Below are 24920 nucleotides of genomic sequence, written 5' to 3'. Positions count from 1 at the left end.
AGACGAAGGAGTCAAGGCATGACCGAACCGCAGATCTACAAGGGCCTCGCCGGCGTCACCGCGGACACCACGGCAATTTCGAAGGTGAACCCCGAGTCCAATTCCCTGCTCTACCGGGGGTACCCGGTTCAGGAGCTTGCGGCCGCGGTGAACTTCGAGGACGTCGCCTGGCTGCTCTGGCACGGCGAGCTCCCGACCGAAGCGGAAGCCCGTGAATTCCACTCCGCGGAACGCTCAGCCCGTACGCTCGCGGACAACGTGAGGGCCGCCATTGACCTGCTGCCGCTCAGCTGCCACCCGATGGACGTCAGCCGTACCGCTGTATCGGTGATCGGGGCGAACCATCCGAAGGCAGAGGATTCATCTCCGGAGGCCGAACTGGAGAAAGCGGTGGAGCTGTTTGCTGCCTTCCCCGCAGTCGTTGCCTACGACCAGCGGCGCCGCCGCGGGCTGGAGCCGGTGGAACCCCGTGACGATCTGGATTACTCCGCGAACTTCCTGTGGATGACTTTCGGCGAGGAGGCGGCACCGGAGGTGGTCGAGGCCTTCAATATCTCGATGATCCTGTATGCAGAGCACTCCTTCAACGCCTCAACGTTCACCGCCCGCGTCATCACCTCCACATTGGCCGATCTTCACTCTGCGGTGACCGGGGCTATCGGAGCGCTCAAGGGTCCGCTGCACGGCGGTGCCAACGAGGCCGTCATGCATACCTTCGAGGAAATCGGCATCCGCGAAGAGGAGTCCGCAGAGGAAGCGACCGCCAGGGCCAAGGCATGGATGGACGAGGCCCTGGCCCAGAAGAAGAAGATCATGGGCTTCGGCCACCGCGTCTACAAGAACGGTGATTCCCGGGTGCCCACCATGAAAGCGGCCCTCGACGGCATGATCAAGCACTACGGGCGGCCGGAAATCCTCGGTCTGTATGAGGGCCTCGAAACAGCCATGCAGGAGGCCAAGGGAATCAAGCCGAACCTCGACTACCCCGGCGGTCCCGTCTACCACCTCATGGGTTTCGATACCGAGATGTTCACCCCGCTCTTCATTGCCGCCCGGATCACCGGGTGGACTGCCCACGTGATGGAGCAGCGCGCGGCGAACTCGCTGATTCGGCCGCTGGCCGCGTACAACGGCCCGGAGGAGCGTCACCTTTCCTGACAGCGGACCGGACCTGTCCGCCGGGGACTAGGCGAAGTCCGCTGTCCGCACCGTCTCATTGTCGCTATTGAGGGTGACGGTGACGTCCAGGCGCTGGCTGCGCAATACGTGACCGAGCCAGTGCCTGGCGTCCTCCCACATGCCGTCCCAGGGCAGCTGCCCAACGGGGTACCAGCAGGGATCGATTTCATCTGTGAGGGCCGGCTCACCCCTGAAGCGGTCGGCCGAAAAGACCACTGCGTCCATGTCCAGTACGGGCTTGACCGGAAAGCGCCACCGCACCGGACCGAGCTCCAGGAGATCCGCCACGTCAACCACTATCCCGGATTCCTCCTGAACCTCCCGGGCCGCTGCTTCTCCCGCAGTTTCACCGGGTTCGATCCCGCCGCCAAGCGCAACGATCCGGCCCGTTCCGAATCCGGAGCGCTTCATTCCGAGCAGCACTTCGCGGCCGGCCTCCGTGTGCCGGAACAGAAAACAGAGCGCAACGCGTCGGGGGGTCATGCGAGCCAAGTTTAGTCGCGGCCGATCCCAGGGTTGATACCGCCGTCCGGTGTGGTCCGCCGCCGGTCATCCTCGCGAAGAAAGAATGCGCCCAGCGAACCCGCCAGCGTAGCGAAGACACCAATCGAATAAACGGCGAGCACAACCTGCATCACGCGGGCGAAGCCCGTCTCCGGTGTGATTCCACTGCCGGTGATCGTGGCCATCGCGCTTTCGAACAGCGCCTCACCGTAATTCGAGTGTGTTCCGGTCGCATAGAAAAGCTGGCTCGTCGCCAGGATGACGACGGCGGTCACGGCGACCATCCAGCCAATCCGGCTGGAAAGCAGCCTTCCAGCCGAGCGCGAACCCCGGATCCCTGCGGAAAGAATTCCTCCCACCCGTGCCACTCGTGTCAGCCGCAGCAGGCGCACCGCCTGCAGCGCACGGAAGAACCGGAGGAACGGCACAAGCAGGAAGACCACCTGCCACCAGTTCTTCTTCCAGAACGCCTTACTGAACCCGGCGATGTAGGCACGCAGAAAGAATTCGGCGACAAACACTGCCCAGAAGACCCAGCCCGCGATGCTCAGTGCCAACACCAGGGTCGGGTTGGTAGCAAGGAGCTGGCCCAGGACCACGAAGAGGAAGACCAACCCGAGCACACCCATCGGCCGATCCAGGCGGCGGGCGAGCATTTCGGCGGCGGTCAGGCTGTCTCCCGGAGTGGGCGGTTCGGAAGAGAATTGGTGCGAGTCGTTCACTCGCCCATCTTTCCACGACAGGATGCTGAACCAGTTAGACTGCTCCGACCGACGACCCCCGACCAGTCAGGAGAGCGTTGTGCCGTTGCTGCTGTCCGTCCTCGGTGCTTTGGTGATCCTGCTGGGGCTGATCGAGGTGTTTCACACGCTACTTCACCCCAGCGGCCGCGGGCGCCTCAGCAGATTGTGCGTGGCGGCCGTCTGGAGGATCATGCGGCGCCTGGGAGACAAGGGCGCCGGAATTGCGGGGCCGCTCGCGCTCGTCTGCGTGATCGTTTTCTGGACTGCCCTGCAGGCGCTCGGCTGGGCGCTGATGCTCTATCCTCACGTACCCCAGGGCTTCACGTACTCTCCTGGCCTCGATCCTTCCCGCTACGGTGACGCCGCTGAGGCCTTCTACATCTCCATGGTGACCCTGACGACCCTGGGATACGGAGACGTCATTGCTACCGACCCCGTGATTCGCCTCTTGGCTCCCCTGGAAGCGCTGACGGGCTTCGCTCTGCTGACGGCCGCGGTGTCCTGGTTCATGCAGGTCTACCCGGCGCTGGCCAGGCGACGCGCACTGGCGATCAGGCTCTCCCTGCTGCAGAATGCGGGTTACGCCGCCCGGCTGGAGCAGTTGAATGCTGCCGCAGTCACCAACACCGTGGAAACACTCGTTGCTGATCTGGTGCAGATCAGGGTGGACCTCACCCAGACCTCGGAGTCCTACTATTTCTGGGAGTCCAACATGGATCTGTCCCTGCCTGCCTCACTCTCCTACGCTGTCGACATCGCTGATCAAGCAGGCCATTCTGCCCAGCCGACCCTCCAGACGGCCGGCGCCCTCCTGAGCGATGCTCTCGATTCGCTTGCCGCTTTCCTCAAGGAGGAGTTCAAGCACGAAGGCGAATCCACGCAGGACATCTTCCAGTCCTATGCCAGCGACCACCGGTATCCGTACCGCGGGAGCTCATGAACGGATGAAACCTCGTGTGCTGTATCCGGCATACAGCATACGAGGCCTCAAGGGCTGCAGGGTAGACAGCCGCTAGCCGGTGATTTCCAGTGACTGTGCGATCGCGAGCATCTCCTCGAACTCAGCCGATTCCACGTACGCCTGTGCCTGTTCGAGGTTCGCGTGGTTATGAAGCGAACCAAGGCTGTCCGGCCCGATCATGAGGGCTGACGCCATCGAGAACAATCCCATTTCGGGGGTGCTGATGACGTTGTACAGCATGCAGTAGTTGCCACTTGCCGGCTCGGTCGCAAGGACCAGCGCTGCAGAGCCATACACTCCATCTGCTGTCTCGATGACCCGGTAGACGAACTTGGTGTCGAGTGCCGTCCCGCTGGGGAGCTGCAGGGTTACGGGTGTCGACGAGATCTCGGTGATCGGCACCGGATCCCCGCTGCACGCTCCTCCGATGCCGCTCTCAAAGGTCCGTGTAATCGTCATCACGGGATCGCCGTCCGCATTGGTGACGCCTACTTCCCTGACCGGGCTCACAGCCGCGCCCATGGTTGACCAGCCCTCAGGGAGCTCGAACTGCAATGCCATATCGGCCTGCACGATTTCCCGAAGGGCGCCTGCCTCGGATGCACCGGGCCCATCCCCCACCAGCTCCGGGCGAAGCTCCACCGGGATGCCCGTGTCGATAAACTGCTGGTCCATCACCTCTTGAGGGGTACTGCCTTCCACAACGGGCAGGAACTCCCACTTCGTAAGCGCGCTGTAGCCGGCGGTTTCGACCAGCCATTGGCCGTCCACCCGTCGAGCGACGTAGTACCAGGCGTTGCCGCCGTCCTGCGGGTTGGCCTCAAAGCCCGCGTCCGTCAGTTCCATCGCCATCCAATCATCGGTGCAACCAACTACTGCATAGTGGCTCGGATCAGCCGCAAAGGGAGTCAGGCTCATGAAGTCACTCCCCTGTTCCATGACACGGTCGACGTCCTGCACGCGGCAGCCCTCGTCCGCCGGAGGACCTGTCGGCACCCCGCTCGGCTCGACACTTGGTTCCGCAGTCGGTTCCGCGGTCGGTTCAGCTGACGGTGACGGATCGGCCGTTCGTTGCTGGGTCGGTTCAACCGATGGCGCGGGGTTCGTTGTTCCCGCCGGCAGGGGTGATTCAGCACCCAGGGAACCGCCGACGACGACGGCGCCCGCCACCACTGCTGCCGCGGCGGCACCCGCGAGAATCATTGCCGTCCTGCGGCGGCGCCGCAGGGGGACGACGACGGGACGGTCATCGCTGAAGGCGTCGTTCCCCTCATTCCCGGTTTCGCGGCCCACGATAGGCAAGCTGTCGATAGGTTCGGTGTTCATGGTAACTCCAGGTTCCTGCTGGCCGTTCCCGGCCGGAAGAGCGATTATTTCGGTGGGTGAATCGGAGGATTCCCGTTCGGCGCGCACGGGGTCGAGGCCCCGGATCAGGTTCTCTATGCGGTCCATTTCAGGCTCCTTCTTCTGCCATGAGAGCGGCAGGCATCATCTGTGCGAATGCGGCGCGGGCCCGGTGCAGGCGCACCTTGGCTGCGGAGGGACTACACCCCAGCACCTCACTGATCTCTGTGGTGGACAGGTCATCCCAATAGGCGAGGAGTAAAACTTCGCGTTCCTTCTCCCGGAGCCGCAGCAGTGAGTCGGCTACCGCCTGCTGCCCCGCCCCGTTTCCGGCCCGGGCGGCAAGAACAACCGAGTCCCGTACCCGTTGCATGAGATGCTCCGCCCGCTCACGGCGGCGGTATTCATTGCCGATGACGTTGCGGGCGACGGTGAGAAGCCACGCCGGCGTGACGTCTGAGGCTTGCGGGTTCCGCTGCCAGGCAATACGGAACACGTCGTTGGTGAGTTCCTCGGCTGCTTCCCTGCTGCTCACCCGCCGGTGTATGAAGGAAAACACTCGGTCGCGGTGTTCTCTGTGTAACGCCGCGAAAACGTCATCGTATCGCTGCAACACTGTCCCCCCTGGTGTATGTGTCCTGTCCATACACCTATAGTTTCCGACAGGCCTTCCGGGGTTACAGGCACTGTCAATTATCTGTCAACCACGTACCAATTAAAGAGCGCGCGGGTGGGCTGCAGCATAGATTTCCCGCAGCGTGTCAGCGGTGACCAACGTGTACACCTGGGTTGTCGTGACGGACGCATGTCCCAGGAGCTCCTGGACAACCCGGACGTCGGCGCCTCCCTGCAGCAGGTGGGTGGCGAAGGAGTGGCGAAGGGTATGGGGTGACACTTCCCCGGCTACTTTGGCGCGCTCCGCAGCGGCTTTTAGGATGGTCCATGCACTTTGCCTGCTCAGCCGGCCGCCGCGGAGATTGAGGAACAGTGCAGGAGCACTGTTCCTCTCGGATGCGTTGGCGGCCAGCGCCGGGCGAGCCCGCACCAAATAGGACTCTATGGCCCGCGCCGCGTAAGAGCCGAGCGGCACCAGCCGCTCTTTGGACCCCTTGCCGAACAGACGGACGACGGCGGGACCATCCAGGGCTGCATCGACCGACACATCATCCACGTCCAGTCCTACGGCCTCGCTGATGCGTGCCCCGGTCGAATACAGAAATTCCAGCAGTGCCCGGTCACGCAAGCCGCCGGGAGTGGAAGTGTCGACGGCTTCGAGGATCCGGGTGACGTCGTCCACGGAGATCGCCTTCGGAAGCCGCTGCCCGGCGGTGGGCGGGTGCACATCCTCGGCGGGATCCGCCGTCGTCGTTCCTTCGAGTGCGAGAAAGCGGTGCAGGCCGCGTACAGCGACAACGGTACGGGCTGCGGAGCGGGGACTCAGCGGCGCCTGCCCGTCCTCGCCGGTGGCCAGTCCCTGCGCGAACGCGGACACCTGCTGGCGCGTCACGGTGTCCATCGACTCGATGCCCGCTGCTGTGAGGAAGCGGTGGTATCTCAGCAGGTCGCGGCGATAGGCCGCAAGGGTGTTCACGGAGAGGCCGCGCTCCACCAGCATGTGCTGGAGGTACTCGCTGATAAGCCGGCCGGGTCCAGTGGTCTGGAGCTCGTCCTGTACGGTCGCTTGCCTGCCCTCGGCCATTGGGTCAGTCCTGCAGGACAGGGCCCTGGGGCCACGTTCCGTGCTGGCTATGGTGCTCGGGCCAGGGAGCATCTGCGGGGCGGAGGGAGCGGTAGCCCGATGTCTTGGCCGCCGCCGCTGCCAGCACGGCTGCCGCGGCGGAGGGGCTGTGGATCCGCCCCTCGAGCACTGCCTGGACTACATCCGGCAAAGGTACCCAGGCGAGCTCGATTTCGGCTTCCTCATGGGTGCGGGTGTGCCGCTTGTCCTGAGGAACTTCCTCAATGCCCTGTGCGAGGTAGATACGCAGGGCTTCACTCGAGGAGCCGGGAGACAGGAACAGGTCCGACAGGACGTGCCAGGTGCTCGCCGTGACGTCCGCTTCCTCAGCCAGTTCCCGAGCTGCGGCGACGGCGAAGTCCTCTCCGTCAACGTCAAGGAGACCGGCGGGAATCTCCCACAAATCCATCCGGACCGGGTGGCGGTACTGGCGAAGCAGCAGGACGCGCTCGGAATCATCCATGGCGAGAATCGCGACCGCGCCCGGGTGCTGGATGTACTCGCGCGTGATCGGCTCGCCGTCCTCATCCAGCCGGAAGGTCTCGCTGACCACGTCCCAAATCTTGCCGGAGAAAGCCGTGGTGGAGTTGAGCAACCGGCGTGGACTCTGCCGGTCAGCTATTGCGGCGGCCTGCGGCTCGACTCCCATGGCTAAGCCTTGACGCCCCGGCGTGAGAGGGCCGCCTTGACCAGCCCGGCAAACAGCGGATGCGGGCGGGTGGGACGGGAGCTCAGCTCGGGGTGGGCCTGGGTGGAGACATAGTACGGGTGTGCCGAAGCGGGCAGTTCCACGAACTCGACCAGTTTGCCGTCCGTGGTGGTACCGGAGACAACCAAACCGGCGGCCTCGAGCTTCTCGCGGTACTCGTTGTTCACTTCGTAGCGGTGGCGGTGGCGCTCGCTCACCTCGGTGCGGCCGTACGTCTTTGCGATCACTGACCCCTCCTTGAGCGATGCGTCCCACAGGCCGAGCCGCATGGTGCCGCCCATGTCACCCTCGCCGGCAACGATCTCGAGCTGCTCAGCCATGGTGGCGATGACCGGGAAATCAGTGTCAGGCTCAAACTCGGTAGATGAAGCGCCCTTCAGGCCCACAACGTTGCGGGCGTACTCGATCACCATGCACTGCAGACCGAGGCAGAGACCCAGCGTGGGCACCTTGTTCTCACGGGCGTAGCGCAGGGCACCGAGCTTGCCCTCAAGCCCGCGGATGCCGAAGCCACCTGGGACGCAGATGGCGTCAACGCCATCGAGCGCCTTTGCCGCACCGTCCGGGGTTGCGCAATCGTCCGAGGGCACCCAGCGGATCTGGACCTTGGCCTTGTTCGCGAAGCCGCCGGCACGCAGCGCCTCGGTCACGGAGAGATAGGCGTCCGGGAGGTCAATATACTTGCCGACCAGCGCAATCTCGACATGGTGCTTCGGGTGGTGAACGGCTTCGAGGAGCTTGTTCCACTTGGTCCAGTTGACGTCCTTGAACTTCAAGTCGAGCGCCTGGACGATGTAGGCGTCGAGTCCCTGCGCGTGGAGGGTCTTGGGGATGTCGTAGATGCTGGGGGCGTCAGCGGCGTTGATCACTGCATCGACATCCACATCACACATGCGGCCGATCTTCTCGCGCATGGCATCCGGCACCTCGCGGTCTGACCTGATGACGATGGCGTCCGGCTGGATACCGATTGATCGCAACATGGCCACCGAATGCTGCGTGGGCTTGGTCTTCAGCTCCTGTGAGGGTCCGATGTAGGGCACGAGCGACACATGGACGAAGAACACGTTGTTTCGGCCGATATCCTGGCGCACCTGACGCGCTGACTCAAGGAACGGCTGGGACTCGATGTCACCGACCGTGCCGCCGATCTCGGTGATGATGACATCCGGTCCTTTGCGGGACCCTGTGGGCTCCGCGGGCAGGCGCATGCGGCGCTTGATTTCATCGGTGATGTGCGGAATGACCTGCACAGTGTCACCCAGGTACTCGCCGCGCCGTTCCTTGGCGATGACCTCGGAGTACACCTGGCCGGTGGTGACGTTGGCTGAGCCGTCAAGGCTCTCATCGAGGAACCGCTCATAATGACCGATGTCGAGGTCCGTCTCCGCGCCGTCGTCGGTCACAAAGACCTCGCCGTGCTGGAACGGATTCATGGTGCCGGGATCAACGTTCAGATACGGATCCAGCTTCTGCATGGTGACGGACAGACCGCGCGCCCTCAACAGGTGCCCGAGGCTGGAAGCCGTCAGTCCCTTACCGAGAGAAGACGCCACACCACCGGTGACGAAGATGTGCTTTGTAGTCTTTGCGGACTTCTGGAACCGGGAGATTGTTTGCTGCACCACGGAGTTCGACCCTATCACCTGACGGCTGTCCGCGCTGCATCAAGCAGAAGCTCCTCCGCGTGTGCCTGGGCGCTGGCAGACTCCTCCTGACCCGCGAGCATACGCGCGAGTTCCCGCACCCGCTCCGACTCCGGGAGGACCTCGACGTCGCTGGCGGTGAAACCGCCGTCTGCCGCCCTGCTCTTCGTCACGCGGATATGGTGCGAGGCGAATGCCGCCACCTGCGGCAGGTGGGTGACGACGACAACCTGTACATGCTGGGCCAACATGGCAAGACGACGCCCGATTTCGACGGCGGCCTTGCCGCCGACTCCCGCGTCAACCTCGTCGAAAACGAAAGTCGGTACGGGATCCACGGCGGCGAGCACCACCTCGATCGCCAGCATGACCCGTGAGAGCTCACCGCCCGAGGCACCCTTGCCCAGTGGACGCGGGGCCGCCCCGGCATGCGGCTGCAGCGAGAAGGAAACCTCGTCGGCGCCCAGCGGTCCAGGGGTGCCGCCCGAAGTGACGTCGATGATGAGCAGCGCATCAGGCATGGCCAAGGCGGAAAGTTCGCTGCTGACCCGTCCGGACAGGTCTTCTGCGGCAGCCAGTCGCAGACGGCCAAGGACCTCCGCGTCAGCGACCAGCTTGCTTTCCAAAGCAGAGGCTTCCTGCTGCAAGCCCTCGATCCTGTCGGAGTCACCGCTGATCTCGTCGAGCCGGTCCCGGCTGGTGGCTGCCCAGTCGAGCACCTCGCTGATGGACGGAGCGTACTTGCGGATCAGAATGTTGAGCTCTGCCCGCCGCGCCTCGACCTCGGCCAGCCGCCCGGGCCCCTCCGAGTCAAGAGATGCCGCGTAGCCGGCCAGCTCGGTGGAGATGTCAGCCAGGATGTAACCGACTTCAGCGAGCCGCTCGGCCAGTGATCCCAGCTCAGCGTCATGCGCTCCGACCGCTTCCAGCTGGCGCTTCGCCGCATCTACCAGAGTTGTGGCATCGCCCGATTCGGGGAACTCACCCGACACCAGCGCCTGATGCGCGGCCACGGCCGCAATGCGAAGCTCCTCGACGTTGCCGAGCTTCATCGCTTCCGCTTTCAGCGCCTCGTCCTCATTCGGCTGCGGGTCAACGGCATCGATCTCCTCGAGTGCCGACTGAAGCGACTCGGCCTCCCGCAGCCTGTCCCGCTCCGCGCTACGCAGCGCCTCGAGGCTCGCGCTCACCTCCCGCCAGCGCCGGTACGTCCCCTGGTAGGCGGCAAGGGCGGCGGCGAGCTCTGGGCCCCCGAACTTGTCCAGCGCCTCGCGTTGTGCCGCAGCACTTCGCAGCCGGAGCTGGTCCGACTGGCCATGGACCACCACCAGCTTCTCCCCCACCTCGGCAAGGACGCCGGCGGGAGCTGATCTTCCACCGACGTAGGCGCGGCTACGGCCGTCGCTATTGACTGTGCGGGCAAGAATCAGGCCGGCACCGCCGTCGTCGTCTGTTTCCAGCTCCCCGCCCGCTTCCAGGGCTCGCTGCGCTGCAGCGCCCTGAAGGTCCACGCGAAGCACTGCCTCAGCGGACGCGTTCTTCGCGCCAAGGCGTACAGCGCCGGCGTCGGAACGCGCGCCCATCAGCAGGTTCAGCGCAGAGAGGACCATCGTCTTGCCCGCGCCGGTTTCACCGGTGACAACGCTGAAGCCGGCCCCCAGGGAGAGCGTCGCGTCTGCGATCACTCCGAGGTCGCGGATCCGGATCTCCTCGATCATCGGGCGGGCTCGCCGTCATGAGTGGCCGGGCCGCGCCAGCCCTGAGTGGGCAGCTCGAACTTGCGGACGAGCCGCTCCGAGAAGGGTGTCTGATGCGTGCGCGCCAGCCGGACCGGGATATCTGACCGCGTGGCCTCAACCCGGGCGCCGGGCGGCAGATCGACGGTGCGCCGCCCATCACACCAGAGCACGCCGGATGCGTCGGTGCGGGTGAGGAGTTCCACGGCGAGCAGCGACGTCGGGGCGACCACGAGCGGCTTCGCGAAGAGCGCGTGCGCACTGATCGGAGCCACCAGGAGGGCCTCCACCTCCGGCCAGACAACCGGACCGCCGGAAGAGAAAGCGTAAGCGGTGGAACCGGTGGGGGTAGCCAGGACGACGCCGTCGCAGCCGAAGGAGCTGACCGGGCGGCCATCAACTTCCAGGACCACCTCGATCATGCGCTCACGGTTGGCCTTCTCGATCGCGGCCTCGTTGAGCGCCCAGGTCTGTGCGGTCAGCTGGTCGCCACGCCAGACCTGCACGTCGATGGCCATGCGTTCCTCGACGGTGTAATCCTTGTCCACGACCCAGCGGACCGCCTCGGCGAGATCCGCCCGCTCACTCTCGGCGAGGAAACCGACATGGCCGAGGTTGACGCCCAGTAGCGGAACGTCTGTCCCGCGGACCAGTTCAGCTGCACGGAGGATGGTTCCATCTCCGCCGAGCACCATGCCAAGCTCGATATCCTCGAGTCCCACGTCCGCCCCGAGCGTCTCGGTAGGCGCTGCCAGCGTGCCGTACTCCGCCTGGATGTCGCGCAGTTCCTCGGCGCGCATGACCGGAGTCAGCCCGGAAGCGTGCAGCCGTGTGCAGGCCTCCTGGGCAGCGGCCATTGCGTCATGCCGGCCGGTGTGGGCGAGTACCAGTATGCGTCTAGTCATCACGCTCCGTTGTATCAGGTGGGGACGGCTTCACGCATCGCCGCTGGAGCCGAACGCGGAGCTGCCGTCCACGATTCGGTGCGCAAGTTGACCTGCGTCCCTACCGATCCTAGGCACCATCGAGCCCGAGGGCACCTTCATCCACAGAAAGAACTCCACATTTCCGTTCTGACCCGCCAGTGGGCTACGCGCGACCCCCTCGACGTCGAGACCCGCTTCCAGTGCGGAATGCACCACGCCGACGACGGCGCCGCGCCGCTGCTCCTCATCCGTCACCACTCCGGTGCGGCTGAGTGCGCTCCTGCCGACCTCAAACTGCGGTTTGACCATGAGCACCAGATCCCCGCCTTTCCGCGTCGCATTAGCAAGCGGTGCCATCACGAGGGTCAGCGAGATGAAGGAAAGGTCCGCAACCGTCAGGTCCACCCGCCCGCCGATCTGCTCCGAGTCGAGGAACCGGACATTGAGCCCTTCGTGCACGAAAACGCGCGGATCGTTACGCAACTGATCGACCAGCTGCCCGTGCCCAACATCCACCGCCACCACTCCGGCCGCCCCACGGCGAAGCAGGACGTCGGTGAAGCCGCCGGTGGACGCGCCCGCGTCGAGGCACCGCTTGCCCTGAACCCCGACGCCGGTGAAGACTTCCAGCGCACCTTCGAGCTTGTATGCGGCGCGGCTGGGGTAGTCGGGGGCGCCGCTGCCGGCCACGAGTATTTCGTCACCCTCCGAGACCGACGACGAGGCCTTGGTCAGGACAGAGCCGGAGCGGCGAACCCTGCCTTCTGCGATGAGTTGCGCCGCATGGGATCGTGAGCGGGCCAGCCCACGAGCCACCAGCTCCTGGTCAAGTCGGGCCACGCTCAGCTGTGCTCCGTGTTGAGCTCAGCGAGCAGCTCGTCGTGAAGCTGTTCGTAGGCCGTGTGCTGGTCCGCCTCGGCCAGCTCAGGCATCGCGGTGAGCGTGTGCAGAACGTCGTCCACAGCCGCGTCACCGGTGGACGACACTGCTGGATAATCCGCTAGCCCGCCGTCCGGCAGCGATCCTTGCTCAACAGGAGGCGGTTCAGTGGCTCCCACGATGGCTCCTCATCGTTGCGCATCCTCGTCCAGGAATTTCAGTCCGGGAAGATCGGCGGTGTCCTGCAGCGGGCACGCGGCCCACCAGGCAGCGCACGCTGCACGCCAGGCGTCGAGATCATCGCGGCCACCGGTCATAAGAACGACGCCGTTCTCAACCCTGGCTGACGACTCACCGCAGGAGAAGACGCCGTCCTGCTCGGTGACCTCCGGATAAGGACGGTGCAGCTGGTCAAGGTCCGCGAAAAGGTACGTTGGGCGCTGCCCGGTGACGGCTGCCAGCGCGTTCTCTGCCGTGTCCACTCCGGTGAGCACCAGCGCCGTGGCCATTCCGGCACGGTTTCCGCCGAGAATATCCGTGTCGAGGCGGTCGCCGACCACCAGCGCTTCCTCGACGCCGAGGTGAGCCGCCGCCGTTGTAAACAATTGGGCTTCAGGCTTGCCGGCGACGATCGGGCTTCTACCGGTGGCTGCGCTCACCGCCGCGACAAGCGTGCCATTGCCTGGAGCGATTCCACGTGCCTGCGGGATGGACATGTCTGTGTTCGTGGCGACCCACACCGCGCCGCCGGCAACCGCAAACGCAGCCTCGGCGAGATCCTTCCATCCAAGCGATGGCTCGAAGCCCTGAATGACGGCGTCGGGAACCGGATCCGCCGTGGTCACCGGAACGAGGCCCTGATCAGCTACATGCTGCGCAAGGACCGCGCTGCCGGTGACGAGAACTGTTGCCCCCTGCGCCACCTGCGTAGCCAGGAGTTCGGCGCCCGCCAACGCCGACCCGAAGACCTGCTCAGCGGTGGCTGGAGCGCCCAGCTCACGAAGATGTGCTGCCACCTCCGCTGAGGATCGGGATGCGTTATTGGTGATGTAAGCGAGGGCGACGCCAAGGTCCCGGAGCTTCTCCAGCGCCTCAGTGGCACCGGGAATCGCTGACGGGCCTGCATAGACGACGCCGTCAAGATCAGCGAGTACAGCACCGTAACGGCATGCCAGCGGCGTACCGGCCTCACTCACTGTCACGCTGCTCCTCACCGTCACCGGGCTCCTCACCGTTAGCGGGAGCCTCATCAGCCGTGGATTCGACATCCTGGTCCGGAGTTGAACCGACACTCTGGACAGCGCCCCTTGCAGCGGTGCGGTCCAGCTCCAAGTCTTCGTCCTCGCCAACGAGGTCGATGATATCGGGATCCGCAAAGGCACCGACTCCGAGAGCATTCTCCGCACGTTCGGCCTGGCGCTGCCAGGACGCAGCTTCCTCCTCGCGGCCCACTGCCGCAAGAGCGTCTGCGTAGGCACGGAACAGCCGGGGGCTGTAGCTGAAGGCGCGGTTCTTCGTCAGCTGCGGGATCTCGAGCGCGGCGACCGCGGCGTCGAGTTGGTCGAGGTCGGTGCGCGCCCCGGATACCACGATGGCCAACTCGACTTTCCCCGCTGCGTCGAGGGAGGACGCGTCCTCAGACCGGGCGAGGTCCAGGGCGCGATCAGGGCGGCCCAGTCCGCGCTCGCAATCCGCCATTAACGGAAGGTGGACGTTCGATCCGTTGATTCGCCGGTAGGTCCGGAACTCTCGCAGGGCCTCGCCATAGTGTCCCGCCGCGTATGCGGTGAGACCGACCGCTTCGCGGACAACCGCGAGACGGCCCCCGCGACGGCTCGCCGCGAGAGCATGCTGGAACGCAAGCTCCGGCTCGTCGTCGATCAGGCGTCCGGCCATGACGAGATGCTTCGCCACCCACAGGGCGCTTCGCTCCTCGAGGTTCCGGATTTCCGCGCGCGTGACCTTGTCCAGTTCGCTTCCCGTGACATCTTCATCGATCTCGGGGGAACGTTCCCGATCCGGTCGGTTGGCACTGCGAAGATCACGCGCGTTATGCGGGCGCTCGAACGGACCGTCGTTCGGTCCTGTTTCTCTGGGCGAACGCTCAGGACGCCGCCCGTACTCTGCTTCCCTGCGGTCGCCTCCCCGAGGTGCATCACCGTAAGAGCGCCCCGGACGACGGTCCTCGCCGAAGTTGCGGCTTTGTCCACGATCGCCGCCACGGGAGAATCCGTCGCGTCCGGAAGAGCCCCCGGGGCGCGACCTGGTCCCATCCGAAGCTCCGCCGCTTCCGCGCTCTCGGTACGAACGGCCTTCGGCGCCGGCTTCACGTGACCTGTTGTCCCCGCCGGTTGGCCGGTCCCAGCGCCGTGCAGGATCACCGGCATTCCGGGAGTCCTGATCACGGTTGGGGCGGCGCTCGCCGCGCTGCCCATCCCGGTCCTGCCGGTTCGGACGGTTGCCGGACTCGGCTGGCCTGCCCCGACCGCCGAAGTCCCTGCGGGGACCGCGGTCGTTGCCACTCTCACGAGAGCCACCCTCACGACGCTGGCCACCACCCTCACGGGTTGGCCGGCCGGAGCCGCTTTCGGAGCGATCCTGATAGCGCGGCCGGTCACCGGATTCAGGCTTGCGGCGGTCTGCGCCGCTACCGGCCCCCCGGGGTGCGGAAAAACCCCGCCGAGGCCGTTCACTCGAGTCACTCCCGCGGCGTTCCGCACCGCGGCGCTCTTCGCCGCGCTTATCATCCTCGCGGTGATTCGCTCCGCGGTCGCGGAAGGGTTCCCGATCAGCCATGGCACAATTCCTCTCGTCATGAGCTGACCTGACCCTGTGTCGGACGCTCTCGCTGTTGATCTATGTGTGAAGTGTCGGAGGATTCTGAGCCTGCGATCTTCCTATTGTAGGCAAGAGCCGGCAGGCGTGTCCGAGTCGTTAAATGACTGAGGCTCCGACAGTATGTCGGAGCCTCAGTGCTAAGTGTTGTCCGGCGGTGTCCTACTCTCCCACACTCTCTCGGGTGCAGTACCATCGGCGCTGTGGGTCTTAGCTTCCGGGTTCGGAATGGGACCGGGCGTTTCCCCCACGCTATGACCGCCGTAACCCTTGTACCCGACCCCGTACCGGTGTGAGCGGTGGTGGGGTGGGAAGTATGTGGTTACAACTGTTCAGTGTAGTTGTACGTAATTGTCAATATTGTGTTGTGTGTTCCCTGGTAACCGGTGTTATTGGTTGGGAACCGCATAGTGGACGCGTAGCATTCGTGTTTTGTGTGGTGTCAAGTTATCGGCGTATTAGTACCGGTCAGCTTCACGAGTCGTTAGTCCTCGCTTCCACATCCGGCCTATCAACCCAGTGGTCTGGCTGGGGGCCTCTCACACCAAATGGTGTATGGAAATCTCATCTTGAAGCAGGCTTCCCGCTTAGATGCTTTCAGCGGTTATCCCATCCGAACGTAGCTAATCAGCGGTGCACTTGGCAGTACAACTGACACACCAGAGGTTCGTCCGTCCCGGTCCTCTCGTACTAAGGACAGCCCTTCTCAAATTTCCTACGCGCGCAGCGGATAGGGACCGAACTGTCTCACGACGTTCTAAACCCAGCTCGCGTACCGCTTTAATGGGCGAACAGCCCAACCCTTGGGACCTACTCCAGCCCCAGGATGCGACGAGCCGACATCGAGGTGCCAAACCATGCCGTCGATATGGACTCTTGGGCAAGATCAGCCTGTTATCCCCGAGGTACCTTTTATCCGTTGAGCGACGGCCATTCCACAATGTACCGCCGGATCACTAGTCCCGACTTTCGTCCCTGCTTGAGATGTCTCTCTCACAGTCAAGCTCCCTTGTGCACTTACACTCGACACCTGATTGCCAACCAGGCTGAGGGAACCTTTGGGCGCCTCCGTTACTTTTTAGGAGGCAACCGCCCCAGTTAAACTACCCATCAGGCACTGTCCCTGACCCGGATTACGGGCCGAAGTTAGATATCCAGAGTGACCAGAGTGGTATTTCAACGATGACTCCACCTGAACTAGCGTCCAAGCTTCACAGTCTCCCACCTATCCTACACAAGCCACACCGAACACCAATACCAAACTATAGTGAAGGTCTCGGGGTCTTTCCGTCCTGCTGCGCGTAACGAGCATCTTTACTCGTAGTGCAATTTCGCCGAGTTTATGGTTGAGACAGCGGGGAAGTCGTTACTCCATTCGTGCAGGTCGGAACTTACCCGACAAGGAATTTCGCTACCTTAGGATGGTTATAGTTACCACCGCCGTTTACTGGGGCTTGAATTCCCAGCTTCGCCCACAAGTGAGCTAACCGGTCCTCTTAACCTTCCAGCACCGGGCAGGAGTCAGTCCGTATACATCGTCTTGCGACTTCGCACGGACCTGTGTTTTTAGTAAACAGTCGCTTCCCCCTGGTCTCTGCGGCCCCGATCCGCCTCCCCACAGCAAGTGTGGTTCACGGTTGGGGCCCCCCTTCTCCCGAAGTTACGGGGGCATTTTGCCGAGTTCCTTAACCATAATTCTCTCGATCGCCTTAGTATTCTCTACCTGATCACCTGTGTCGGTTTGGGGTACGGGCAGTTGGAACCTCACGCCGATGCTTTTCTAGGCAGCATAGGATCATCGGATCCCCACCAAAAAGCGGGGCCCATCGGGTCTCAGAGACGGTATCAAAACCAGGACCACGGATTTGCCTATGGTCCCTCCTACATCCTTAGACCGGGACAACCATCGCCCGGCCCGACTACCTTCCTGCGTCACACCTGTTAATACGCTTACCTCCCAAGATCAGGTCCCACGCTCCCCATCAACACGGACCCCGAAGGGCACTGGAAAATGGTTTGGGCGGTTAGTATCCCTTGTTCAGTATGGGCGGTTCTTCACCGGTACGGGAATATCAACCCGTTGTCCATCGACTACGCCTGTCGGCCTCGCCTTAGGTCCCGACTTACCCAGGGCAGATTAGCTTGACCCTGGAACCCTTGATCATTCGGCGGACGGGTTTCTCACCCGTCTTTCGCTACTCATGCCTGCATTCTCACTCGTGTAGGCTCCACCGCTGGTTTACACCGCGACTTCACTGCCCACACGACGCTCCCCTACCACTCCAAACGCCTGAACTCAGGAGAACAAGTCTCCGGCTTGGCTAACATTTGAAATCCACAACTTCGGCGGTGTACTTGAGCCCCGCTACATTGTCGGCGCGGAATCACTTGACCAGTGAGCTATTACGCACTCTTTCAAGGATGGCTGCTTCTAAGCCAACCTCCTGGTTGTCTGAGCAACTCCACATCCTTTCCCACTTAGCACACGCTTAGGGGCCTTAGTTGGTGGTCTGGGCTGTTTCCCTCTCGACTATGAAGCTTATCCCCCACAGTCTCACTGCTGCGCTCTCACTTACCGGCATTCGGAGTTTGGCTGACGTCAGTAACCTTGTAGGGCCCATCGGCCATCCAGTAGCTCTACCTCCGGCAAGAAACACGCAACGCTGCACCTAAATGCATTTCGGGGAGAACCAGCTATCACGAAGTTTGATTGGCCTTTCACCCCTACCCACAGCTCATCCCCTCCATTTTCAACTGAAGTGGGTTCGGTCCTCCACGACGTCTTACCGTCGCTTCAACCTGGCCATGGGTAGATCACTTCGCTTCGGGTCTAGATCACGCCACTCACTCGCCCTATTCAGACTCGCTTTCGCTACGGCTACCCCACACGGGTTAACCTCGCGACGTAACACTAACTCGCAGGCTCATTCTTCAAAAGGCACGCCATCACAGGACAAAATCCCGCTCTGACGGATTGTAGGCACACGGTTTCAGGTACTATTTCACTCCCCTCCCGGGGTACTTTTCACCTTTCCCTCACGGTACTGGTCCGCTATCGGTCATCAGGGAGTATTTAGGCTTACCAGGTGGTCCTGGCAGATTCGCACGGGATTTCTCGGGCCCCGTACTACTTGGGATACTCTCCAAGCGGCAGCACGCATTACAGCTACGGGACTCTCACCCACTCCGGTCGGGCCTTCAAACCCGTTCACCTATACGCCTGCACTCACTTCACCAGTCCGGCAGAACTGATACGGAAAGTCCCGCAACCCCAGAGATGCAACGCCCGCCGGCTATCACACACCACTGGTTTAGCCTCATCCGCGTTCGCTCGCCACTACTAACGGAATCACTATTGTTTTCTCTTCCTGTGGGTACTGAGATGTTTCACTTCCCCACGTTCCCCCCACGCACCCTATGTGTTCAGGTACGGGTCACCCAGTCACTCGCGCGCTGAGCGGGGTTTCCCCATTCGGACATCCTGGGATCAAAGTTCGGTTATCAACTCCCCCAGGCTTATCGCAGATTCCCACGTCCTTCTTCGGCTCCTGATGCCAAGGCATCCACCGTGTGCCCTTAAAAACTTGACGATCACACACAACCAACACAACCAACCCCAAAGAGCCGGCCATGCCAAACGATTGCGTGCATACACAAAATTTAAGATGCTCGCGTCCACTATGCAGTTCTCAAACAACAACCCCAGTCAACACACCACCCACACCCCACAACCCCAAACAAACAGGATCAAGACATGAGCGGTAATGCCCAGGAAAACCAGAAACACCAGCCAACCAAACCCCCACCCGAAACAAACCACACAACCGTGCGACTCATCCCCAGCAGAAACCCAGCCCCTGTTGCCTCAGGACCCAACAGTGTGCCACACACTACCGAACCAGCAACCAACCAGCCCTTTCCCAAACCACACACCCCACCCCGCCAGGACAAACCCGACAGAACAGAAAACATGCGACCCGTACTCAAACCAACCAGCACCAACCCGGCACCTATTCATTGATATTCCACCCATGAGCACCCACCGCAGAACAAACGCCTGCGCAATGGGCATACTCCTGACAACCCCCACACCCCACACAACGCAGGATGCAAACAGTTGTAGGCGCTCCTTAGAAAGGAGGTGATCCAGCCGCACCTTCCGGTACGGCTACCTTGTTACGACTTAGTCCCAATCGCCGGTCCCACCTTCGACGGCTCCCCCCCAAAAGGGTTAGGCCACCGGCTTCGGGTGTTACCAACTTTCGTGACTTGACGGGCGGTGTGTACAAGGCCCGGGAACGTATTCACCGCAGCGTTGCTGATCTGCGATTACTAGCGACTCCGACTTCATGAGGTCGAGTTGCAGACCTCAATCCGAACTGAGACCGGCTTTTTGGGATTAGCTCCACCTCACAGCATCGCAACCCTTTGTACCGGCCATTGTAGCATGCGTGAAGCCCAAGACATAAGGGGCATGATGATTTGACGTCGTCCCCACCTTCCTCCGAGTTGACCCCGGCAGTCTCCCATGAGTCCCCGGCATAACCCGCTGGCAACATGGAACGAGGGTTGCGCTCGTTGCGGGACTTAACCCAACATCTCACGACACGAGCTGACGACAACCATGCACCACCTGTAAACCGGCCACAAGTGGCCGACACATCTCTGCGCCGTTCCGGTTCATGTCAAGCCTTGGTAAGGTTCTTCGCGTTGCATCGAATTAATCCGCATGCTCCGCCGCTTGTGCGGGCCCCCGTCAATTCCTTTGAGTTTTAGCCTTGCGGCCGTACTCCCCAGGCGGGGCACTTAATGCGTTAGCTACGGCGCGGAAAACGTGGAATGTCCCCCACACCTAGTGCCCAACGTTTACGGCATGGACTACCAGGGTATCTAATCCTGTTCGCTCCCCATGCTTTCGCTCCTCAGCGTCAGTTAATGCCCAGAGACCTGCCTTCGCCATCGGTGTTCCTCCTGATATCTGCGCATTTCACCGCTACACCAGGAATTCCAGTCTCCCCTACATCACTCAAGTCTGCCCGTACCCACCGCAGATCCGGAGTTAAGCCCCGGACTTTCACGGCAGACGCGACAAACCGCCTACGAGCTCTTTACGCCCAATAATTCCGGATAACGCTTGCGCCCTACGTATTACCGCGGCTGCTGGCACGTAGTTAGCCGGCGCTTCTTCTGCAGGTACCGTCACTTTCGCTTCTTCCCTACTGAAAGAGGTTTACAACCCGAAGGCCTTCATCCCTCACGCGGCGTCGCTGCATCAGGCTTGCGCCCATTGTGCAATATTCCCCACTGCTGCCTCCCGTAGGAGTCTGGGCCGTGTCTCAGTCCCAGTGTGGCCGTCCACCCTCTCAGGCCGGCTACCCGTCGTCGCCTTGGTAGGCCATTACCCCACCAACAAGCTGATAGGCCGCGAGTCCATCCAAAACCACAAAAGCTTTCCACCAACCACCATGCGATAGTCGGTCATATCCAGTATTAGACCCAGTTTCCCAGGCTTATCCCAGAGTCAAGGGCAGGTTACTCACGTGTTACTCACCCGTTCGCCACTAATCCCCCCAGCAAGCTAGGGATCATCGTTCGACTTGCATGTGTTAAGCACGCCGCCAGCGTTCATCCTGAGCCAGGATCAAACTCTCCGTAAAAAACTACGAACACAACACAAACCCCCCGGAAAAAGAGAAGCCCATGCTGCACAAAATTCGAAACCAGCCAAAAAACCAGCCACCCCACCAGGGCGAGATGACCAGCAAATCAACCAATCAAAAAACAATCGGTATCAACAAACATGGCACACTATTGAGTTCTCAAACAACAGAAGCAATTCACATACTTTGTAAAGTTTTCATTTACATTTCCGTGCTGCGGTGTTACTAAATCTATTTCATCCGAATTGTTTCTGTCAAATCGGCTTATTTGCCGGAATTCGACCGAACAATTCGAATCCGCCCACCACAAACTGTCTGGCTTTGGGCTTTCGCGCTCAGCGCATGCCCGAACCATTCGGTTTTAGGAGGGGGTTTGTCACCACTCAGCGGCGGCGACTCAGAAAACATTACACGGCCTTCGGGTCCCTTGCAAATCGCCTTCTGACGAGCCGGAAACCTGCGGGAACTAGCTGACTTCGACGGTTGCGAGTGTCCGCTTTCCGCGACGGAGCAGCAGGAACCGACCGTGCAACAGCTGCTGCGGACCGACGGTGGCGTCAGGATCGGACACCTTTTCGTTGTTCACGTAGGCACCGCCTTCAGCGACGGTTCGGCGGGCTGCGGAATTGCTGGGAGACAGCCCGCTGCTCACGAGGAGATCGATGATGCCAAGCCCGCCGCCGTCGACCTTTGCGGTTGGCAGCTCAGCGGTTGCAGCGCGAAGAGTGACCTCGTCCAGCTCGGTCAGGTCGCCCTGCCCGAACAGTGCCGCAGAGGCAGCAATCACCTTGTTCGTTGCCTCGACGCTGTGAACCAGTGAAGTGACGTCGAAGGCGAGGGCGCGCTGCGCCTCACGCAGGTGCGGCCGGTCGGCCACGGATTCCGCCAGCTGATCGATGTCCGCACGGCTGCGGAAGGTGAAGACCTTCAACCGGTCGACGACATCTGCATCCGACGTGTTCAGCCAGAACTGGTACATCGCATACGGTGTGGTCATTTCCGAATCCAGCCAAACGGCATTGCCCTCGCTCTTGCCGAACTTGGTGCCATCCGAGTTGGTGATCAGGGGGGTTCCGATTGCGTGGACAGTCTTGCCCTCCACCTTGCGGATGAGTTCCGTACCACTGGTCAGGTTGCCCCACTGATCAGACCCGCCGGTCTGCAGGACGCACTGGTGGTCGCGGAAAAGATGCAGGTAATCCATGCCCTGCAGCACCTGGTAGCTGAACTCCGCGTAACTGATACCTTCCTCGGAGTGCAGACGCTTGGCAACTGTTTCCTTCTTGACCATGGTGCCGACGCGGAAGTGCTTGCCGACCTCGCGCAGGAAATCAATTGCGCTCATGGGCGCAGTCCAGTCAAGGTTATTGACCATCCGGGCAGCGTTGTCGCCCTCGAAGCTCAGGAACCGCTGGACCTGCCCCTGTAGGTACCCGACCCACTCGGCAACGGTTTCCTTTGTGTTCATGGTGCGCTCAGCGGACGGCCGGGGGTCTCCCACCAGCCCCGTGGATCCACCGACCAGGCCAATCGGCCTGTGACCAGCAAGCTGAAGCCGGCGCATTGTCAGCAACTGGACGAGGTTTCCCAGATGCAGGCTCGGAGCCGTGGGGTCAAAACCGCAGTAGTACGTGATGGGTGCGCCGGCGAGAAGTTTCTCCAACTCCGCCTCATCAGTGGAAACGTGGATCAGCCCGCGCCACTTCAGCTCCTGCCAGAGGTTCTCGAAGGAGCTGTCGTTTTGCTGCTGGTTCACGGCCGCGTGCGCGGCTTCGGTAGGTTGTTGCACTGCTTCAAAATATCAGCCCTCAATGCCCTCCGGAATTTCGCCCGTCGAAATGAGGCGGAGACGCTGGGTCGGCCTGGTCATTGCGACGTACAAGTCCCCTACCCGGACGGCTTCCTGCTTCAGCATCTCGGCCGGTTCCAGGACCACTACGCCGTCGAACTCCAGGCCCTTTGCCTCGCGTGGTGTGGTGACCACGATGTCCTGGCCCAGCCCGCCTGCGCCCCTGCCGACTCGGTTGCCGTACGTCGCCGTGACGGCGGCCCGGACCTGCTCGACGATGCGCGCAGGCGCGATGACGGCAAGAAGACCATCGGAAATCGCATCCAGTTCCTCCGGCAAGGCAGACAGTAACGCCGGTTCGAGCTCCGAAACCTGGTCGATCACCGGATCCCACCGCCCTTCGCGGACCGCCTTCGGGGCAGACACGACGAGGCCTGCGGCATTAGCCATGCGTACTGCCGCCTCGGCAATCTGCGCCGGCGTCCGGTAGTTGACCGTCAGCTCCTCAAGCTGCCACCGCTCCCCCACGAACGGCTCGAGTGCCTGCTGCCACGAGTAGGAACCGGCGATGGAGCTGGTTTGGGCAATGTCACCGACAATCGTGAAGGACTTGAGAGGGCATTTGCGCATGAGCAGCCTCCACTGCATCGGCGAAAGCTCCTGCGCTTCATCCACCACGATGTGCCCATACGCCCATGTGCGGTCACCGGATGCACGCTCGGCAGCCGTCAACCGCGATTCCGCAACCGTATTGTGCTCCGCGAGTTGTTCGGCACTGAGCATGCCGTCAATGCCGGCGTCCTCAAGTGTGCCGCTGACGTTCTCCAGGGCGCGCTCGGCGTTGGCTAGGTCCCGGCGTCGTTCCTGTTCCTGTTCCGCGGCGTTGCGTCCTGCGGACGCATCAAGCTCACCCAGCAGTTCCGCAGCCTCATCGAGGAGAGGGACGTCCGCTTCCGTCCATGGCGCGTCTTCCGTTCGGTAGAGCAGCTCCAGCTCGGCATCGCTCAAGTGGGGTGCGGCGGCCTCGAGCTGGGCAGGCTTGGCGTAAAGGTCCCGCAGGAGTTTCTCCGGCGTCATGGGCATCCAGGCGAGATTGAGCGCGATCCGCACATCGCGCGAGGTCCGTACGTCCTCGGTGAGATAGGAGCGGTCCGCGGTGTTTCCGGCACCCGAGGATTCTTCGAGCTGCTCAGTCAGCTGCTCGGTGAGCTCGCGCAGCATGATCTTCACGAACGTAGTACGCGCCTCATTGTGCGGTTTCCCGGTGGCGCGGGCGCGGTCCCGCGCCCGGCGGACCTGCCGGGGAGTGAGGATCAGGGTGGTCCCCTCGACGTTGAGCTTTCGGTTCTCAGCCGGTATGCGCTGCCGGTTGGCCACAGCCTGCTTGATGACGCCGGCCATGTCCAGCCTGCCCTTGAGCTCTGCCGTCTCTTCTGACTGCTCCTGAACAGCCTGAATCCCCGGCATCAGGCTGCCGATGCTCGCCATCACCACCCCGGTTTCACCCAGCGAGGGCAGCACGCGCTCGATGTACTTCATGAAGGCATTGGTAGGACCGACCAGCAGCACTCCGGCAGATTTGAGCCGCTCCCGGTGTGTGTACAGCAGGTAGGCAGCCCGGTGCAGGGCGACGGCCGTCTTGCCTGTACCCGGACCGCCCTGTACGACGACGACGCCCGGCAGCGGCGCGCGGATGATGCGGTCCTGCTCGGACTGGATAGTTCCGACGATGTCCGACATCTGCCCGGTGCGCCGCGAATTCAGCGCGGCCAGCAGCGCTCCCTCCCCCTGCAGCGAGTCGGCGTCAGTAAGCATGGAAGCGTCGAGGACATCATCTTCCACAGCGACGACGTCCCGTTGGGAAAGGATCAGGTGACGACGGCGGCGGACGCCCATCCGCTCGAAAGCCGTGGCCTGGTAGAAGGTACCCGCTTCCGGTGCACGCCAGTCCACCATGAGCTGCTGCAGATCCTCGGAGGACAGACCGATGCGGCCGATGTAGCGCTCATCACCGCTGTCCAGATCGAGACGCCCGAACACCAACCGGTCATCGACCGCATTCAACTGGGCGAGGCGGTCCTCGTACATGGTGGCGAACGCATCGCGCTCGGACCGGTTCTGATGCGATCCTGCCGATGTTGTCCGGCGCACCTGATCGAGCTGGCGCTGCTTTTCGGCCCGCAGTTCATCAAGCCGTTGATACAGGCCGGCCACATAACCCCGCTCGTGGTCCAGCTCGTTCCGGGCTACTGACATTTCATGCATTGCGCG

At 62.4% G+C, this 24920-nt stretch carries 17 protein-coding genes and 3 rRNA genes; 2 read left to right on the top strand and 18 right to left on the bottom strand.

What is annotated here, in order from left to right; translation table 11 throughout:
- The first annotated feature begins 18 nt into the window (after positions 1-18).
- Positions 19-1158, top strand: a complete 1140-nt coding sequence (locus AC1MBU_RS08725) for a bifunctional 2-methylcitrate synthase/citrate synthase (RefSeq protein WP_346028401.1) — start codon at positions 19-21, stop codon at positions 1156-1158.
- A 27-nt stretch (positions 1159-1185) separates the two neighbouring features.
- Here the strand turns inward: AC1MBU_RS08725 and AC1MBU_RS08720 are convergent, their stop codons facing one another.
- Positions 1186-1662, bottom strand: coding sequence for an 8-oxo-dGTP diphosphatase (locus tag AC1MBU_RS08720; protein WP_479786989.1), 477 nt, complete (start codon positions 1660-1662; stop codon positions 1186-1188).
- A gap of 11 nt (positions 1663-1673) precedes the next feature.
- Entirely contained in the window at positions 1674-2405 is a 732-nt protein-coding gene (locus AC1MBU_RS08715; RefSeq protein ID WP_346028402.1) for a hypothetical protein, read from the bottom strand.
- A 79-nt stretch (positions 2406-2484) separates the two neighbouring features.
- Between AC1MBU_RS08715 and AC1MBU_RS08710 the strand changes: the two genes are divergently transcribed.
- The gene (locus AC1MBU_RS08710; protein ID WP_479786987.1) at positions 2485-3366 is read left to right on the top strand and encodes a potassium channel family protein; all 882 of its coding nucleotides are present in this window, start codon (positions 2485-2487) and stop codon (positions 3364-3366) included.
- A gap of 72 nt (positions 3367-3438) precedes the next feature.
- Here AC1MBU_RS08710 and AC1MBU_RS08705 read toward each other — a convergent pair whose 3' ends face one another.
- The 16 genes from AC1MBU_RS08705 to AC1MBU_RS08630 form a co-directional block, all read right to left on the bottom strand.
- A complete protein-coding gene (locus AC1MBU_RS08705; protein ID WP_479786985.1) occupies positions 3439-4839 on the bottom strand; it encodes a hypothetical protein in 1401 nt (466 codons plus the stop codon).
- A 1-nt stretch (position 4840) separates the two neighbouring features.
- A complete protein-coding gene (locus AC1MBU_RS08700; RefSeq protein ID WP_235563226.1) occupies positions 4841-5266 on the bottom strand; it encodes an RNA polymerase sigma factor in 426 nt (141 codons plus the stop codon).
- Positions 5267-5446: 180 nt separating this feature from the next.
- Positions 5447-6430, bottom strand: a complete 984-nt coding sequence (gene xerD / locus AC1MBU_RS08695; protein WP_277359383.1) for a site-specific tyrosine recombinase XerD — start codon at positions 6428-6430, stop codon at positions 5447-5449.
- A 4-nt stretch (positions 6431-6434) separates the two neighbouring features.
- A complete protein-coding gene (locus tag AC1MBU_RS08690; RefSeq protein ID WP_479786982.1) occupies positions 6435-7118 on the bottom strand; it encodes an NUDIX domain-containing protein in 684 nt (227 codons plus the stop codon).
- 2 nt (positions 7119-7120) lie between these two features.
- Positions 7121-8824, bottom strand: coding sequence for a CTP synthase (locus tag AC1MBU_RS08685; protein ID WP_471673285.1), 1704 nt, complete (start codon positions 8822-8824; stop codon positions 7121-7123).
- The gene (recN, locus tag AC1MBU_RS08680; protein ID WP_479786980.1) at positions 8821-10542 is read right to left on the bottom strand and encodes a DNA repair protein RecN; all 1722 of its coding nucleotides are present in this window, start codon (positions 10540-10542) and stop codon (positions 8821-8823) included. Before recN ends, AC1MBU_RS08685 begins: the two co-directional genes overlap by 4 nt.
- Positions 10539-11465, bottom strand: a complete 927-nt coding sequence (locus AC1MBU_RS08675) for an NAD kinase (protein ID WP_346028408.1) — start codon at positions 11463-11465, stop codon at positions 10539-10541. The genes recN and AC1MBU_RS08675 overlap by 4 nt, the downstream gene beginning before the upstream one ends.
- 30 nt (positions 11466-11495) lie before the next feature.
- Entirely contained in the window at positions 11496-12326 is an 831-nt protein-coding gene (locus tag AC1MBU_RS08670; protein WP_277359388.1) for a TlyA family RNA methyltransferase, read from the bottom strand.
- Between the two features lie 2 nt (positions 12327-12328).
- Positions 12329-12544: a hypothetical protein gene (locus AC1MBU_RS08665; RefSeq protein WP_277359389.1), complete on the bottom strand. Its 216-nt coding sequence runs from the start codon at positions 12542-12544 to the stop codon at positions 12329-12331.
- A 9-nt stretch (positions 12545-12553) separates the two neighbouring features.
- Entirely contained in the window at positions 12554-13561 is a 1008-nt protein-coding gene (locus AC1MBU_RS08660; RefSeq protein WP_479789751.1) for an HAD-IIA family hydrolase, read from the bottom strand.
- Positions 13554-15161 (bottom strand): hypothetical protein, encoded by a 1608-nt coding sequence (locus tag AC1MBU_RS08655; RefSeq protein ID WP_479786976.1) that lies wholly within the window; start codon positions 15159-15161, stop codon positions 13554-13556. The genes AC1MBU_RS08660 and AC1MBU_RS08655 overlap by 8 nt, the downstream gene beginning before the upstream one ends.
- A 188-nt stretch (positions 15162-15349) precedes the next feature.
- Positions 15350-15466, bottom strand: a 5S ribosomal RNA gene (gene rrf / locus AC1MBU_RS08650).
- A gap of 172 nt (positions 15467-15638) precedes the next feature.
- Positions 15639-18790, bottom strand: a 23S ribosomal RNA gene (locus AC1MBU_RS08645).
- A 544-nt stretch (positions 18791-19334) separates the two neighbouring features.
- Positions 19335-20857: ribosomal RNA gene (locus AC1MBU_RS08640) — 16S ribosomal RNA — on the bottom strand.
- The 16S, 23S and 5S rRNA genes sit together here, the layout of an rRNA operon.
- A 469-nt stretch (positions 20858-21326) precedes the next feature.
- Positions 21327-22649, bottom strand: coding sequence for a tyrosine--tRNA ligase (gene tyrS, locus AC1MBU_RS08635; RefSeq protein WP_277359909.1), 1323 nt, complete (start codon positions 22647-22649; stop codon positions 21327-21329).
- Between the two features lie 12 nt (positions 22650-22661).
- Positions 22662-24914 (bottom strand): UvrD-helicase domain-containing protein, encoded by a 2253-nt coding sequence (locus AC1MBU_RS08630; RefSeq protein ID WP_479786974.1) that lies wholly within the window; start codon positions 24912-24914, stop codon positions 22662-22664.
- Positions 24915-24920 lie beyond the last annotated feature (6 nt).

Source organism: Arthrobacter sp. PTI12 (assembly GCF_056679915.1).
Note: the sequence above shows the minus strand (reverse complement) of the source record. Positions and strands in the feature narration are given on the sequence as shown.

Excerpts from the sequence above, each read along its gene's own strand:
- recN (WP_479786980.1), bottom strand. The coding sequence starts at position 10,542 with ATGATCGAGGAGATCCGGATCCGCGACCTCGGAGTGATCGCAGACGCG.
- AC1MBU_RS08720 (WP_479786989.1), bottom strand. The coding sequence starts at position 1,662 with ATGACCCCCCGACGCGTTGCGCTCTGTTTTCTGTTCCGGCACACGGAG.
- AC1MBU_RS08690 (WP_479786982.1), bottom strand. The coding sequence starts at position 7,118 with ATGGGAGTCGAGCCGCAGGCCGCCGCAATAGCTGACCGGCAGAGTCCA.
- AC1MBU_RS08705 (WP_479786985.1), bottom strand. The coding sequence starts at position 4,839 with ATGGACCGCATAGAGAACCTGATCCGGGGCCTCGACCCCGTGCGCGCC.
- AC1MBU_RS08630 (WP_479786974.1), bottom strand. The coding sequence starts at position 24,914 with ATGCATGAAATGTCAGTAGCCCGGAACGAGCTGGACCACGAGCGGGGT.
- xerD (WP_277359383.1), bottom strand. The coding sequence starts at position 6,430 with ATGGCCGAGGGCAGGCAAGCGACCGTACAGGACGAGCTCCAGACCACT.
- AC1MBU_RS08725 (WP_346028401.1), top strand. The coding sequence starts at position 19 with ATGACCGAACCGCAGATCTACAAGGGCCTCGCCGGCGTCACCGCGGAC.
- AC1MBU_RS08655 (WP_479786976.1), bottom strand. The coding sequence starts at position 15,161 with ATGGCTGATCGGGAACCCTTCCGCGACCGCGGAGCGAATCACCGCGAG.
- AC1MBU_RS08675 (WP_346028408.1), bottom strand. The coding sequence starts at position 11,465 with ATGACTAGACGCATACTGGTACTCGCCCACACCGGCCGGCATGACGCA.